Annotated in this window: 9 protein-coding genes, 25 tRNA genes and 1 riboswitch; all 34 genes read right to left on the bottom strand. The window is 39.0% G+C overall.

Annotation, left to right across the window (positions count from 1 at the left end):
• Window positions 1-107: 107 nt before the first annotated feature.
• Window positions 108-896, bottom strand: coding sequence for an alpha/beta hydrolase (locus tag I589_RS17335; protein WP_010766754.1), 789 nt, complete (start codon window positions 894-896; stop codon window positions 108-110).
• A 1-nt stretch (window position 897) separates the two neighbouring features.
• The gene (locus I589_RS17330) at window positions 898-2,373 is read right to left on the bottom strand and encodes an MDR family MFS transporter (protein WP_010766753.1); all 1,476 of its coding nucleotides are present in this window, start codon (window positions 2,371-2,373) and stop codon (window positions 898-900) included.
• Between the two features lie 159 nt (window positions 2,374-2,532).
• Window positions 2,533-3,723: a methionine adenosyltransferase gene (gene metK, locus I589_RS17325; protein WP_010766752.1), complete on the bottom strand. Its 1,191-nt coding sequence runs from the start codon at window positions 3,721-3,723 to the stop codon at window positions 2,533-2,535.
• A riboswitch (SMK box riboswitch) is annotated at window positions 3,721-3,802 on the bottom strand. (Overlaps the previous gene by 3 nt.)
• Before the next feature lie 328 nt (window positions 3,803-4,130).
• Complete coding sequence (gene argR / locus I589_RS17320; RefSeq protein ID WP_010766751.1) at window positions 4,131-4,595, bottom strand: arginine repressor; 465 nt, start codon at window positions 4,593-4,595, stop codon at window positions 4,131-4,133.
• Between the two features lie 67 nt (window positions 4,596-4,662).
• The gene (locus I589_RS17315; RefSeq protein WP_034685584.1) at window positions 4,663-6,114 is read right to left on the bottom strand and encodes a YfcC family protein; all 1,452 of its coding nucleotides are present in this window, start codon (window positions 6,112-6,114) and stop codon (window positions 4,663-4,665) included.
• Between the two features lie 93 nt (window positions 6,115-6,207).
• Window positions 6,208-6,894 carry a Crp/Fnr family transcriptional regulator gene (locus tag I589_RS17310; RefSeq protein WP_010766749.1) on the bottom strand — a complete coding sequence of 229 codons (687 nt, stop codon included), beginning with the start codon at window positions 6,892-6,894 and terminating at the stop codon, window positions 6,208-6,210.
• 50 nt (window positions 6,895-6,944) lie between these two features.
• Complete coding sequence (arcC, locus tag I589_RS17305) at window positions 6,945-7,883, bottom strand: carbamate kinase (RefSeq protein WP_010766748.1); 939 nt, start codon at window positions 7,881-7,883, stop codon at window positions 6,945-6,947.
• Window positions 7,884-8,190: 307 nt separating this feature from the next.
• Window positions 8,191-9,213 (bottom strand): ornithine carbamoyltransferase, encoded by a 1,023-nt coding sequence (gene argF / locus I589_RS17300; RefSeq protein ID WP_010766747.1) that lies wholly within the window; start codon window positions 9,211-9,213, stop codon window positions 8,191-8,193.
• A 26-nt stretch (window positions 9,214-9,239) separates the two neighbouring features.
• The gene (arcA, locus tag I589_RS17295) at window positions 9,240-10,463 is read right to left on the bottom strand and encodes an arginine deiminase (RefSeq protein WP_010766746.1); all 1,224 of its coding nucleotides are present in this window, start codon (window positions 10,461-10,463) and stop codon (window positions 9,240-9,242) included.
• A gap of 802 nt (window positions 10,464-11,265) precedes the next feature.
• Window positions 11,266-11,337 (bottom strand) — tRNA-Glu (locus I589_RS17290).
• A gap of 18 nt (window positions 11,338-11,355) precedes the next feature.
• A tRNA-Ile gene (locus I589_RS17285) sits at window positions 11,356-11,429 on the bottom strand.
• 11 nt (window positions 11,430-11,440) lie between these two features.
• Window positions 11,441-11,511: transfer RNA gene (locus I589_RS17280), tRNA-Gly, on the bottom strand.
• Window positions 11,512-11,524: 13 nt separating this feature from the next.
• A tRNA-Phe gene (locus tag I589_RS17275) sits at window positions 11,525-11,597 on the bottom strand.
• An 18-nt stretch (window positions 11,598-11,615) separates the two neighbouring features.
• A tRNA-Asp gene (locus I589_RS17270) sits at window positions 11,616-11,689 on the bottom strand.
• A gap of 39 nt (window positions 11,690-11,728) precedes the next feature.
• Window positions 11,729-11,802, bottom strand: a tRNA-Met gene (locus I589_RS17265).
• A gap of 12 nt (window positions 11,803-11,814) precedes the next feature.
• Window positions 11,815-11,904, bottom strand: a tRNA-Ser gene (locus I589_RS17260).
• A gap of 16 nt (window positions 11,905-11,920) precedes the next feature.
• Window positions 11,921-11,992: transfer RNA gene (locus tag I589_RS17255), tRNA-Glu, on the bottom strand.
• A 14-nt stretch (window positions 11,993-12,006) separates the two neighbouring features.
• Window positions 12,007-12,094 (bottom strand) — tRNA-Ser (locus tag I589_RS17250).
• 13 nt (window positions 12,095-12,107) lie between these two features.
• Window positions 12,108-12,181: transfer RNA gene (locus I589_RS17245), tRNA-Ile, on the bottom strand.
• 14 nt (window positions 12,182-12,195) lie between these two features.
• Window positions 12,196-12,266: transfer RNA gene (locus tag I589_RS17240), tRNA-Gly, on the bottom strand.
• Between the two features lie 4 nt (window positions 12,267-12,270).
• Window positions 12,271-12,344, bottom strand: a tRNA-Asp gene (locus I589_RS17235).
• Between the two features lie 40 nt (window positions 12,345-12,384).
• Window positions 12,385-12,458 (bottom strand) — tRNA-Met (locus I589_RS17230).
• A gap of 12 nt (window positions 12,459-12,470) precedes the next feature.
• A tRNA-Ser gene (locus tag I589_RS17225) sits at window positions 12,471-12,560 on the bottom strand.
• Between the two features lie 30 nt (window positions 12,561-12,590).
• A tRNA-Ile gene (locus tag I589_RS17220) sits at window positions 12,591-12,664 on the bottom strand.
• A gap of 12 nt (window positions 12,665-12,676) precedes the next feature.
• A tRNA-Met gene (locus I589_RS17215) sits at window positions 12,677-12,750 on the bottom strand.
• Window positions 12,751-12,778: 28 nt separating this feature from the next.
• A tRNA-Ala gene (locus I589_RS17210) sits at window positions 12,779-12,851 on the bottom strand.
• 16 nt (window positions 12,852-12,867) lie between these two features.
• Window positions 12,868-12,941: transfer RNA gene (locus tag I589_RS17205), tRNA-Pro, on the bottom strand.
• A gap of 7 nt (window positions 12,942-12,948) precedes the next feature.
• A tRNA-Arg gene (locus tag I589_RS17200) sits at window positions 12,949-13,022 on the bottom strand.
• Window positions 13,023-13,041: 19 nt separating this feature from the next.
• Window positions 13,042-13,127: transfer RNA gene (locus I589_RS17195), tRNA-Leu, on the bottom strand.
• A gap of 18 nt (window positions 13,128-13,145) precedes the next feature.
• A tRNA-Gly gene (locus I589_RS17190) sits at window positions 13,146-13,217 on the bottom strand.
• 11 nt (window positions 13,218-13,228) lie between these two features.
• Window positions 13,229-13,301 (bottom strand) — tRNA-Thr (locus I589_RS17185).
• A gap of 13 nt (window positions 13,302-13,314) precedes the next feature.
• Window positions 13,315-13,396, bottom strand: a tRNA-Leu gene (locus I589_RS17180).
• 7 nt (window positions 13,397-13,403) lie between these two features.
• A tRNA-Lys gene (locus I589_RS17175) sits at window positions 13,404-13,476 on the bottom strand.
• A gap of 3 nt (window positions 13,477-13,479) precedes the next feature.
• A tRNA-Val gene (locus tag I589_RS17170) sits at window positions 13,480-13,552 on the bottom strand.
• Between the last annotated feature and the right edge of the window lie 13 nt (window positions 13,553-13,565).

Raw genomic sequence — 13,565 nt, 5'->3', positions numbered from 1 at the left:
TTCTTCAAAGCTAGTTAAAGAACTATCTTTGAAAAATGAGCTGTCCCCCAAAAATCTAACTTTTTGGAGGGCTTTACAAAGGGTAACGAACTCTTTTTCTGTTTTTTTTAGTTAGATTCATGCAGCCATTGAAGGACTCGTTGAATCCACTGGTCCCAAAATTCCCACGTATGGTTACCGGGGCCATGTTCAAATGTAACTGGCATCTTCATCTCTTCCATTTTTGAAACAATTTGCAGGTTTGCAGAATAAAGAAAATCCTCTTCTCCACAAGCAAGATAAAAACGGGGAGTTTCTTTTTTACTCGCTGCTAATGTCTCTACTAAATACAGTGGATCATTTTCCGAGCCTTCCACTTGGTCTAATGGACCAAAAATTCCTTCCCAGAATTTTGCATTTCGTATTGTTAATAATGCTTCCATATTTCCGCCAATCGCTACAGCTCCTGATAAAGAAGCAACAGCTGCAAAAGTATCTGGTTTTTTCAGGCCTAACTTCAAAGCTCCATATCCGCCCATAGATAAGCCGGCAGCAAATGTTTTTTCTCGCTTCGTCGTCAGCTGCGGAAAGAGTTCATGACAGATTTCTGGAAGTTCCTCTGCAATAAAATCCCAGTAGCGCATATCATACGTTGTATTTGTGTACCATCCAAGGTCTGTAGAAGGCATAATGACCGCCATTTGATACTGGGCAACATATCTTTCAATAGATGTCCGGCGTGCCCATACGCTATGATTGCCTCCCATTCCATGTAACAAATATAAAACAGGGACATCCGTACTTGCCTGTTGTGTACTTTCTCCAATTACTTTTTCTGTTTTTTGAGGAAGAATTACGTTTATGTTTACTTCCATTTCCAATACATTTGAATAGATATTTGCCTGTATAAATGCCATTTTAGTTTCTCACCTTACCTTTTCCTTGTTTTCCCATAAATATGGTTAATACTAGCGTAATGATTATCAATAAAATACCAACAAAATAGACTCTGTGCAAGCCATTATATAATATTTCTCGTAAAGGTTTTAATAAATCAATGGGTAATTCCTTGGCCGTTTGTGGATTTACCAGTTTATTCATGATGTCAGAATCCTTAGTAAGCTGTTTTTCTACTAATTCTTGTTTAGTCACACTATTAATTAAAATACCAAAAACAGACACCATAATTGTCTGCCCTATTGTTCTTGCCAAAGTATTAAATGAGGTTGCCACACCTAACTGATCTTCTGGCACACTGCTTTGAGCGCCAACGGTTGTTGTTGTAAATGTAATCCCTAATCCGACTCCTGTGATAGAAGATATGACTAAGAACCAAGTGAAATGGGCATGAATAGGCATGAACACTAAGCCTAATCCTCCTGCAAAAATAATCGTTAGACCAATAAATAAAAGTTTGTGAATAGACATTTTCCCCATCCAGCGACCCGCAATGAAAGAGCCTGCCATCCATAAAATAGAGAGAGGTGCTAACACTAATCCACCAATAGCCGCACTCATTCCAAGTACCCCTTGCATCCACATAGGAATATACACATCAATCCCCATTAAAAATCCACCAACGAGTGCTGCAACCAAATTCACCACGACAAACACACGATTGGTAAATAATGTCAATGAAATAACCGGATCTTCTGCGTTCTTTTCCGCCCAGATAAAGAGAACCAAGCTAAGAATACTGCCAATAAACAAGCCAATTACCGTCCCACTTACTCCTTGATCTCCTAAAAATTGAAAAGCGAGCAATAGCATTAACAAAACTAGCATCAAGCTGATTGATCCTAAGATATCTGTTTTTTTTGTTTCTCTTACTTGTTTTTTCTCAATCAAGAAGTACCAAATTAATCCCATTAATACAATCCCTATCGGAATATTGATAAAAAATATCCAATGCCAGCCGACTGTATCTACGATAAAGCCTCCTGCTAAAGGTCCCACCACACTGGCAATTCCCCAAGCAGCACTTGTTAACCCAAGAAGCTTTGCTCTTTTTTCAATACTATACAAATCACCAATAATAGTGAGTGCAACAGGCATGATTGCTCCAGCACCCACACCTTGAATCCCTCGTGCAATAATCAGCGTCATCATGTCTTGCGAAAATCCACAAAGAGAAGAGCCAATCATAAAGACAAGTACACCAAATAAAAAGACAGGCTTTCTTCCTATTTTATCTGCTAATTTTCCATAAATCGGTGTTAACATTGCATTAGTCAGCAGATAAATAGAAAACACCCAGTTCATAATCTCAATTCCATGCAGTGAGCCCACAATCGTCGGCATTGCCGTCGTAACAATCGTGCCTTCTATAGCTGTCATAAATGTTGCAACAAATATACTAATCGTCACTAAGGTGACATTTGTTTTTCTTTCCAAGTTGATAACTCCTTTGTTTGTTAAATTTTTTCGTCCTTCTTCATGAGAAGAACTCTTTCTGATTTGAGCGACTCTTATTCAGGTTTCTTCCTTTATCAGTCACTCTTTTAGACAAAAAAACGACTTCTATTAACTGGCCCGTTAATAGAAGTCGCCTCTCTACTCTTTCAAACTCGCCTTTAACGCATCTACTTTATCCGTTTTTTCCCAAGGCAAATCGATATCTGTACGACCAAAATGACCATATGCTGCTGTCTGTCTGTAAATCGGACGACGTAGGTCAAGCATTTCAATGATTCCAGCCGGACGTAAATCAAAGTTTTCACGTACTGCTTCGATTAATTTTGATTCTGGAACAGTTGCTGTATCAAAGGTATTGATTGAAATGGATACAGGCTGTGCCACACCAATGGCATAAGCAAGCTGAACTTCCACTTTTTTAGCCAAACCAGCAGCAACAATATTTTTTGCAATATACCGGGCTGCATAACTTGCAGAGCGATCCACTTTTGTTGCATCTTTCCCAGAAAATGCACCTCCCCCATGACGAGCGTAGCCTCCATAGGTATCGACAATAATTTTTCGACCCGTTAAGCCCGCATCTCCTTGAGGACCACCGATAACAAAGCGACCGGTTGGATTAATATAATACTTTGTTTGTTCATCTAATAACTCAGCAGGGATAACTTCCTTAATTACTGTTTCAATGACATCTCTGCGAATCGTTTCATTGTCGATAGCATCATCATGCTGTGTACTAATAACTACGGTATCCACACGCTGTGGTAAGCCCTGTTCATCATATTCTACGGTTACTTGTGATTTTGCATCAGGACGTAAATACTCTAACGTTTCATTCTTGCGAAGCTCCGCAAGACGTCTCACTAAACGGTGACTCAACGCAATAGGTAGCGGCATTAACTCTGGTGTTTCATCCACAGCAAATCCAAACATTAATCCTTGGTCTCCTGCCCCAATCTCATCAAGTGACTCTTTCTTTTCATCGCGAATTTCTAGTGCTTCGTCTACCCCTTGTGCAATATCTGGTGACTGTTCATCAATAGCAACCAAAACTGCTGCTGTATCGCCGTCAAAACCAAATTTTGCTCGTGTATAACCAATTTCTTTAATTGTATTTCGCACAATTTTTTGGATATCCACATAAGCTGTGGTAGAGATTTCACCAAAAACTAATACTAAGCCTGTGGTTACAGATGTTTCGCATGCAACCCGTGCCATCGGATCCTTTGCTAAAATTGCATCCAGGATTGCATCGCTGATTTGGTCAGCTACCTTATCCGGATGTCCTTCAGAAACGGACTCTGATGTAAATAAATGTCTTTCTGTCATTTTGATTCCCCCTTAATAATTTCGGTTACAAGGCATCTCCACAATTTCTTGCGAATCCTCTCGGGAACTTGCAACGTTCCTAGTATAGCAGAAAATGACAAGGTTTGCTCTCTTTTAGATAAATAAATCGGGAAAAAACAACCATTGACCCATTTCTTTATTATTTTTCTTTTTTCTGACTGGCTAAAGAGACGAAAAGAAAGAGCGAGACATAACTATTTAAGTTATATCTCACCCTCGTAGAATCTTAATAAAGGTTGCAAAAAGAGGTGTCGTGATGTATCTGCTTAGTGCCACAAATCACGTAGCTTCACTTTCACTAATGCACAGTCCCTGTTCTCAGATTTACACACTTTTATCCCGACCTTACTCTCTTCGCACATTTTTTCATAAGGAGTTTTTTTCACCTAGCTCGTTGCATTCATCATTCGTTTAAATCGCTCCAATAAATGGTCAGCGACTTCTTTTGAATAAGCAATGATAATAATTGTATCAATTCCAGCAATGGTTCCAGCAATTTCTTCATAATTAACTTCATCCAAATAATTGGTAATTACATCTGCACTATCCATATCTGTATGAATGATAATCATAAATTCAACTTGTTCAATACCTACAGCAGATTCTTTCAATGTTTCTCGTAATTTTTCTTCACTGTCAAATGGCTTTACTTGTGTAAATAATGCATATTTTACACGATTACTTCCAACATGCATCTTCACAATATTCATTTCACGTATATCTCTAGAAATCGTTGTTTGGGTAACTTGAATCCCCTCATTTTTCAGCAAATCGATTAGTTCGCTCTGTGTTTCAATATCATTTTGTGTGATTAATTGTTTGATTAATCTTCTTCGACTCTCTTTTTTCATGCAGACCCTTCCTTTCTCTTTGCTTCTTTTTACTAGAAAGTGGGAACGTCTTTTTTCTTCTATCCTCTCAGACAAGTAGCATTGAGACGATTAGTACAACTAAATTCATCACGCCTATAATAACTATCGGTTTTGCCATAAATTTAATCCATGTAGAATAATTCACATGTGATATCTCTAATCCACCCATGACCACACCAGATGTTGGCGTAATCAAATTAATCAATCCACACCCAGAACTAAAGATAATAATCATCACATCTGGACTCAGTCCAATACTGTGTGCTAGGCCTCCCATGACAGGGATAGAAATATACGCTAATCCTGATGTTGACGGGATTAAGAAAGAGAGAAACAGATACAATAGATACGAACCAATCACAAAGAACACTGGTGAAAATCCTTGTAAGCTATTCGCTGCTTTGTCTAAAATGAATAGATCTAAGTGAGTGGTCGCCATTAAAACAGATGCACCACGAGCAACGACAATAATCAAAACAACAGACAAAATATCTTTTGAACCATCAATAAAGTTCGTAATAATTTCTTTTTCTGAAAATCCATACACAATTCCAATAACCAGACTCATGATAAAGAACCACATCGCCAGATCACCAAAATACCAATCACCAAAGCTTTGACCGGTTAAAAAGCTTGTCCAGCCGTTAAAAATAGTGATATTAAATGAGCCCCACGGAATAAGCGACACAATCATCACAAGAAAACAAAGTGCAAATAAGTATAAAATCACCTTATGTTTTTTTGTAAATACAAGCTCTTCTCCCTCATCTTTTGAAAATTGTTCATTCATCACTTTTTGTTCTTGCAGAGAAAGTATGGTTGAACCTTTATCCGCTTTTACCTTTTTGGCATAGCGCATCACACAAATAATACAAAAAGCAGTAGTAGTAATCCAGATAACCGCACCAACTAATAAGACGATTCCTGTATTCGGTTTGATGTCGATTCCTCGTAACGCATCCATTGCGACTCCTGTAGAAAAGGGATTTACAGTGGAACCAATTACTCCTGAGCCTGCCCCTAACATAACTGTTCCAACGGCCACTATCGTATCAAAACCTGAGGCAACCATTGCAGCTGTCAATAAGGCATAAAATGGAATAGTTTCTTCAGCCATACCGTATGTTGATCCACCTATTGAAAACAAAATCATTAATATGGGAATAATAATTAACTCATTGCCTTTCAATTTTTTTACAATATGCTGAATCCCAGCCTCTAGAGTTCCTGTCTTTGTGACAATGTTTAAAAAACCACCTAATACTAAAATAAATACACAGATATCAATCGCATCTCCAAAACCGTTGAATGGAGACATCACAAAATCTGATAGCTTCGCACCAACTACTTTACTTACCTCTTCTGTTCCACCTGCTGGAATCGTTGGGGTAAATGTCTGACCAGACAATAACCAAGAAACGGCTGTTAATGCAAAAAGAATCAGAAATAAAATACTAAAGGACGATAACGATTTTTTTTCTTTCTTTTCTTTTTTCATAATTTGTCGTTGTGCAGTCGTGAACCGCACAGCTCCCTTCTAGTTTTTCAACAGAGTGACTTGCGTTTCAAACGAATCCACTTTTCACAACGCTTACTTCAAAAAATCTAGGAAGTAATCAACATCATAAAAAATTAATTCTTTGCGAATATATTGTATTTTCTTTTCTTTCACCATTTTTTTAATCGCAAGACTCGCTGTTTCTCTTGTTGTTCCACTACTTCTCGCAATATCATTCATTTGAATTGGGTAAGGGATAAACAAATTTCCTCGATAATTTTTTTCACCCAGATCATCCATTAATATCCCTAACGTGTGTTTTACCCGTTGAAAAGCATGAAAAGAGATGCATCCTTGAATTTTCAATTCATGATGTTTCACCAACTTCGAAAGAATTTTCACATAAAAAATTAGCTGCTCACTATTTTGACTAATCGCTTCCTCAAATACATTTGCAGAAATACAACTTACCTCAATATCTGTCATAGCGATTGCAGAAAAATAATAAGTATCATCATCAAATAATCCAGAATATGGAAATAGATTATTTTCTCTTACAAAATCAAGATAGAAGTATGCATCCGATTGGTCACTTTTCTCAAATTTAACTAACCCTTTATTCAAGAAAAAAATACGGTTTCGCTCGTCACCTGGATCAAATAACACCTGGCCCTTTTTATACGTACGCTTATACATATGATCTTGAATTTTTTGATATTCTTCATCTGTTAATGCAGAAAAACAAGGATGCTCTCTTAATAGCTCCATTTCTCTTATCATAAATCACACTTCCCAACTCTAACGTATAGTCATTCACTCATGCTAACCTGTTAACGATTGCGAATTTTTGTTCCTACATTCTCAATTTCTATATTTTCTAATTGCTCCAGTGAAGTAATTATTGCTTCACTTTCAGGCTTTACTTTCACATATCTCATTGCGGCTTCGATTTTGGGCAGCATACTACCTGGTGCAAAATGTCCTTGTGCTTTATACTCTTCTAATTCAGATAAAGTTACCTGAAAAAGTGAGGTTTCATTTTCCTTTCCATAATTAATAGCCACTGCATCCACGCCGGTTAAAATAATCAATAAATCTGCATCTACCAGTTCCGCTAATACTTCTGAGGCAAAGTCTTTATCAATGACTGCTTCAACACCAGATAAAGTCTCGCCAATTACGGGAATCCCTCCGCCTCCAGCAGAGATAGTTACAACGCCATTGTCTACCAAGGTTTGAATCACCTTGTATTCCTTAATTCCTAGAGGCTGTGGGCTTGGGACAACTTTACGCCACCCTCTTCCTGCATCCTCTTTAAACTGGACCTGACTCTTTTTCATCTCATCTTTTGCCTGCTCCTCTGTCAAAAAAGGACCAATTGGTTTTGAGGGGTTCACAAATGCCGAATCTTCTTCATCAACGATTACTTGTGTTACAATCGTTGCTACTTCTTTTTCTATTCCAGCTTGTTTCAGCTCTTTATCCAATGCATTTTGCAACCAATACCCAATACTCCCTTGTGTCATTGCAACACAGGTATCAAGCGGCATCGCGGGATTTTTTACGGAATCACTTGCTTGCTGCTGCAGTAGTAAATTCCCAACCTGTGGCCCATTTCCATGAGAGATAATCAGCTGATAGCCTTTTTTTATAAGATGAACTAGCTGCTTCGCTGTTTTTGAGAGTGCTTCTTGCTGCGCCTTTGCACTTGCCTCATCTGATAAGATGGCATTGCCTCCAAGGGCAACCACAACACGTTTTGTTTGCATAGTCGTTTCTCCTCTATTTTTATCAAAAGTTCATTAAAAATAATCTGTAAAAAATGACAACTGCCGATACTTGTAAGTAGCTTAATCCTACAAATTTTTTATTGCGGAATTTTTCATCAGACACATTCCATTAAATAACTAATCGTATATATTTAATGTCAATCTCCTTTGTTAAGCGCTCTCATTTTCCGTTCACTATTACTGACAAGTAAGTATTAGTTCCCTGTGAAATCATTGTGAGCATTTTTTAATTTTTTATTTCAGATAATTTTTAATTTATGATTTATTTTTCCTTAATAGTCAGCTTTTATGCATGAGGAATAAACAAATTTCCTAAAGTTGCAGCCATGATTGCTTTAATGGAGTGCATTCTATTTTCAGCTTCCTCAAATTGACGACCATACTTACTACGGAAAACTTCGTCTGTAATTTCCATCTCACCAATATGGAATTTTTCTTCCACCATTTTTCCATAAGTAGTTTCAGTATCATGAAAAGCAGGCAAGCAATGGAGAACAATCAACTCTCCATCCATATTCCCTGTCTTCTTTATCATATCCATATTAATTTGATAAGGTTTAAGAAGATTCACTCGTTCTTCAAATTTATCTTCTTCCCCCATAGATACCCAGACATCGGTGTACAATACATCTGCTCCATTGACCCCTTCATCCACATCATCTGTAATCAAAAGTTTACTGCCGGACTTTTCTGCAAATCCTTGTGCATAAGCGACTACCTCATCAGTTGGAAATAGACTCTTTGGTGAACAAATCCGTACATTCACACCTAAAATGGCTCCTGTTACCAACAAACTATTCGCCATGTTATTGCGACCGTCACCAACATAAACGAGTGTGATCCCTTCTAGCCGTCCAAAGTTTTCTTTCACTGTCATATAGTCAGCAATCATCTGTGTTGGATGCCACTCATCTGTCAGTCCATTCCATACAGGAACTCCTGAAAATTTAGCGAGCCCTTCGACTGTTTTTTGACTGAAACCACGAAACTCAATCCCATCAAACATACTGCCAAGAACAATTGCCGTATCTTCTACAGATTCTTTTTTTCCTAATTGAATGTCATCTTTTCCTAAGAATTCAGGATGAGCACCTAAATCTATCGCTGCCGTTGTAAATGCAGAACGTGTCCGCGTAGAATTCTTTTCAAAAAGCAACGCGATATTTTTTCCTTCTAAATAATGATGAGGAATTCCCTTTTTCTTTAAATCTTTTAAATGAATGGAAAAATCTATCAGATAAATTAATTCTTCTTTTGTAAAATCCTTTTCAGCAAGTAAACTGCGTCCTTGAAAAATTGAAATCGTCATACTAAACTCTCCTTTTATCTAGGTTTTTATATTTCTTCACGATCAAACGGCATACTCATACAACGTGGACCCCCACGTCCTCGAACAAGTTCACTTCCTGGTACATAATTTAATTTGATTCCGGCTTCTTCCAGTTTTTTATTTGTAATCACATTTCTGTCATAGACAATTACTTCTCCTGGCGCAATCGTTAAGGTGTTTGAGCCATCATTCCATTGCTCGCGAGCAGCTGCAGTTAGATTGCCCCCTCCGCATCGAATAAGTGTAACCTTTTCTAGTTTTAGATATTTCTTTAAAATATTTTCTAAAGAATCTGTTTCTTCGATAACGTTTGTTCCATCCTCTTCCTTAGAAATAGAGTAAACAGTTAAATCTCCTTCAATTTCTGGATGAATCGTAAACTTGTCATAATCAACCATTGTAAATACGGTATCTAAATGCATGAACTTTCGCTCATTACCAATGTTGAATGCTAGTACCCGTTTAAATCCTAAGTCTTTAGCAAAAATATTTTCAGCAAGCTTTTCAATTGAGGCAACATCCGTTCGTTGAGAAATTCCAACAGCTAACAACTCTTTTGATAGAATCAATTCATCTCCGCCTTCAATACGAGTCGTTTCTTCTCTGTTGTAAATCATCGGAATATCTGCGTCTTTAAATCGAGGATGATACGTAAAAATATATTTCCCATACAAGGTTTCACGCCTTCTGGTCACCGAGTACATATGGTTTAGTGACACTCCATGACCAATCGTGGCAAATGGATCTCTAGTAAAATAAAGATTAGGCATTGGATCAATGATAAATGGATAATCGGAATCTACCATATCAGATAAACTCTTATACTTAAGAGGGGGTAGCTCTACCTTTTGAACTCCAGCCATAGTTTTGTCTACTAGTTCACGCATATCCGTAATCCCCAAGAGAAGTTCCCGAATCATTTCTTTCGTTCCTGTTCCTTTGATATTCGCTTCTCCCAAATACTCATCAATAAATTGTGTTCGAATCGTATCGTCAGTTAGTGATTCGGCCACTAAATCTTCCAAATACAATACTTCAACACCCTTATCTCTTAATACTTGAGCAAAATAATCATGCTCTTTTTGTGCCTGCTGGAGAAATGGAATATCATCAAATAAAAGAGACTCCAAATAATCCGGCATTAAGTTTTCCAATTCTTTTCCTGGCCGATGCAACAGAACAGTTTTCAACTTACCAATCTCTGAAAAAACATTAATAGGTTTTGACATATTATCCTTCCTTTCTTTTACAAGGTCAGAATAGCAAAAAGAAAACGTTTTCTCTTAGAGGTTTTGACATTCAAAAAGCGAGTAATCTCTCTTTATTCAATAAAAATGTATATTTTTTCAAATGAGCTATTCTATGCATATTTTGTCTATTTTTTGATTAATATATATTCTGTTTTTTTTCGGAATATACATTATTTTTTTGAAATTATTTTTATCTTATGTCTATTAATCTTCTATTTGATACGATTAACAGAGTTAAACTGGTTATTTTTCACTTTACTATTGTTTCATTGATAGTCATTTTTTATAGTTTTTATGTATAAACCTATAAAAAAAGCCTAGAAATCTATTCTCTAAATGAGAAAATACGATTTCTAGACTATCTATTAATTTTATGAATTTATGAACGAGTTTTATGAAAGACACTATAGTCTATGTATTTTCCACACCGATAAATAATTTAAGTGAATCCGTCGCTAAAAAAGCTCTATGCTAGATTCCCTGAACTATTTTGTAAAATGTGAAAACAACTCGATTAGTTATCTTATATTCAATCAACTATGTGTTATTCTTCTTAACTCTATTAAAGAGAAGATACGATTAGAACACAAATAATTATATAAAGATTTCTCTCATCTTAAGACTTCCTTAAGATACATCCTTTTGAGATAGAGAATAATTTATAGACAGCAACTATTAGAAGAATATCTATATATTTCTATCCGAAGAGTTTCGAAAAAACTTTTTTAGGAAAGTTATTATTTTAAAACAAAAAAAATACCCTACTAGAGAGTATTAAGTATGACCCGTACGGGAATCGAACCCGTGATACCGCCGTGAAAGGGCGGTGTCTTAACCGCTTGACCAACGGGCCAGATAAGAATATTAATTATGGGCCTAAATGGACTCGAACCATCGACCTCACGCTTATCAGGCGTGCGCTCTAACCAGCTGAGCTATAGGCCCAAAAAAAATAAAGCGGGTGACGAGAATCGAACTCGCGACAACAGCTTGGAAGGCTGTGGTTTTACCACTAAACTACACCCGCAGTAAACTATAAATGGCGCGAGACAGAATCGAACTGCCGACACATGGAGCTTCAATCCATTGCTCTACCAACTGAGCTACCGAGCCAAAAAATAAAAAGTAAAACGGTCTGGACGGGACTCGAACCCGCGACCTCCTGCGTGACAGGCAGGCATTCTAACCAACTGAACTACCAAACCAATAAATAAGTATTACGTATGCTTAGAATATCTAAACAATTGCGGGAGCAGGATTTGAACCTACGACCTTCGGGTTATGAGCCCGACGAGCTACCAGACTGCTCCATCCCGCGATAATAGTAAAAAGGAGGATAAGGGATTCGAACCCTTGCACGGTTTTACCCGCCTGACGGTTTTCAAGACCGTTCCCTTCAGCCGGACTTGGGTAATCCTCCATGATAATAAACCCAATGACCCGTACGGGAATCGAACCCGTGATACCGCCGTGAAAGGGCGGTGTCTTAACCGCTTGACCAACGGGCCTAAATAAAAACTTACGGAGAAGGAGGGATTTGAACCCTCGCGCCAGTTTCCCGACCTACACCCTTAGCAGGGGCGCCTCTTCAGCCACTTGAGTACTTCCCCAAGAAATATATAATGGGCCTAAATGGACTCGAACCATCGACCTCACGCTTATCAGGCGTGCGCTCTAACCAGCTGAGCTATAGGCCCATAATAAAATCTAAAGCGGGTGACGAGAATCGAACTCGCGACAACAGCTTGGAAGGCTGTGGTTTTACCACTAAACTACACCCGCAAAACGGTCTGGACGGGACTCGAACCCGCGACCTCCTGCGTGACAGGCAGGCATTCTAACCAACTGAACTACCAAACCAAATTAAATTTTATTACGTGTGCTTAGAATATCTAAGCAATTGCGGGAGCAGGATTTGAACCTACGACCTTCGGGTTATGAGCCCGACGAGCTACCAGACTGCTCCATCCCGCGATAATAGTAAAAAGGAGGATAAGGGATTCGAACCCTTGCACGGTTTTACCCGCCTGACGGTTTTCAAGACCGTTCCCTTCAGCCGGACTTGGGTAATCCTCCATGTTAAAAAAGTGTGATACAACGCCACTATGGACCTTGTAGGACTCGAACCTACGACCGGACGGTTATGAGCCGTCTGCTCTAACCAACTGAGCTAAAGGTCCAGGCTCTAATAATCGCGGCGAAGGGGATCGAACCCCCGACCTCCCGGGTATGAACCGGACGCTCTAGCCAGCTGAGCTACACCGCGAAAAAAGAAAATCATTATTTAAATGATATGGAGCCTAGCGGGATCGAACCGCTGACCTCCTGCGTGCAAAGCAGGCGCTCTCCCAGCTGAGCTAAGGCCCCATGTTGCTTTAAATTATCGGGAAGACAGGATTCGAACCTGCGACCCCTTGGTCCCAAACCAAGTGCTCTACCAAGCTGAGCTACTTCCCGAAAATAACGCGCCCAAGAGGAGTCGAACCCCTAACCTTTTGATCCGTAGTCAAACACTCTATCCAATTGAGCTATGGGCGCATATAAAATTGTATTGCTATGCCGAGGACCGGAATCGAACCGGTACGGTGATCACTCACCGCAGGATTTTAAGTCCTGTGCGTCTGCCAGTTCCGCCACCCCGGCGATATTGCTCTTTGGCAAAGCGGAAAACGGGGTTCGAACCCGCGACCCCCACCTTGGCAAGGTGGTGCTCTACCACTGAGCTATTTCCGCGTCATTTCTGATGCCGGCTAAAGGATTTGAACCCTCGACCCTCTGATTACAAATCAGATGCTCTACCAACTGAGCTAAGCCGGCGTATGTATCTTAATGCGGGTGAAGGGACTTGAACCCCCACGCCGTAAGGCGCTAGATCCTAAATCTAGTGCGTCTGCCAATTCCGCCACACCCGCAAAAATATGAGCCGTACAGGGCTCGAACCTGTGACCCTCTGATTAAAAGTCAGATGCTCTACCAACTGAGCTAACGGCTCGTATGGAGGTTAACGGGTTCGAACCGCTGACCCTCTGCTTGTAAGGCAGATGCTCTCCCAGCTGAGCTAAACCTCCATGACAACTTTAA

It is taken from the genome of Enterococcus phoeniculicola ATCC BAA-412, from assembly GCF_000407505.1.
GTDB lineage: Bacteria > Bacillota > Bacilli > Lactobacillales > Enterococcaceae > Enterococcus_K > Enterococcus_K phoeniculicola.
This window is presented reverse-complemented; position numbering and strand designations above follow the sequence as displayed.

Bases quoted from the DNA above. Each gene is read 5' to 3' on its own strand.
- arcA (WP_010766746.1), bottom strand. From the start codon at position 10,463: ATGTCAAAACCTATTAATGTTTTTTCAGAGATTGGTAAGTTGAAAACT.
- arcC (WP_010766748.1), bottom strand. From the start codon at position 7,883: ATGCAAACAAAACGTGTTGTGGTTGCCCTTGGAGGCAATGCCATCTTA.
- metK (WP_010766752.1), bottom strand. From the start codon at position 3,723: ATGACAGAAAGACATTTATTTACATCAGAGTCCGTTTCTGAAGGACAT.
- argR (WP_010766751.1), bottom strand. From the start codon at position 4,595: ATGAAAAAAGAGAGTCGAAGAAGATTAATCAAACAATTAATCACACAA.
- I589_RS17315 (WP_034685584.1), bottom strand. From the start codon at position 6,114: ATGAAAAAAGAAAAGAAAGAAAAAAAATCGTTATCGTCCTTTAGTATT.
- I589_RS17310 (WP_010766749.1), bottom strand. From the start codon at position 6,894: ATGATAAGAGAAATGGAGCTATTAAGAGAGCATCCTTGTTTTTCTGCA.
- I589_RS17335 (WP_010766754.1), bottom strand. From the start codon at position 896: ATGGCATTTATACAGGCAAATATCTATTCAAATGTATTGGAAATGGAA.
- argF (WP_010766747.1), bottom strand. From the start codon at position 9,213: ATGACGATTTCAATTTTTCAAGGACGCAGTTTACTTGCTGAAAAGGAT.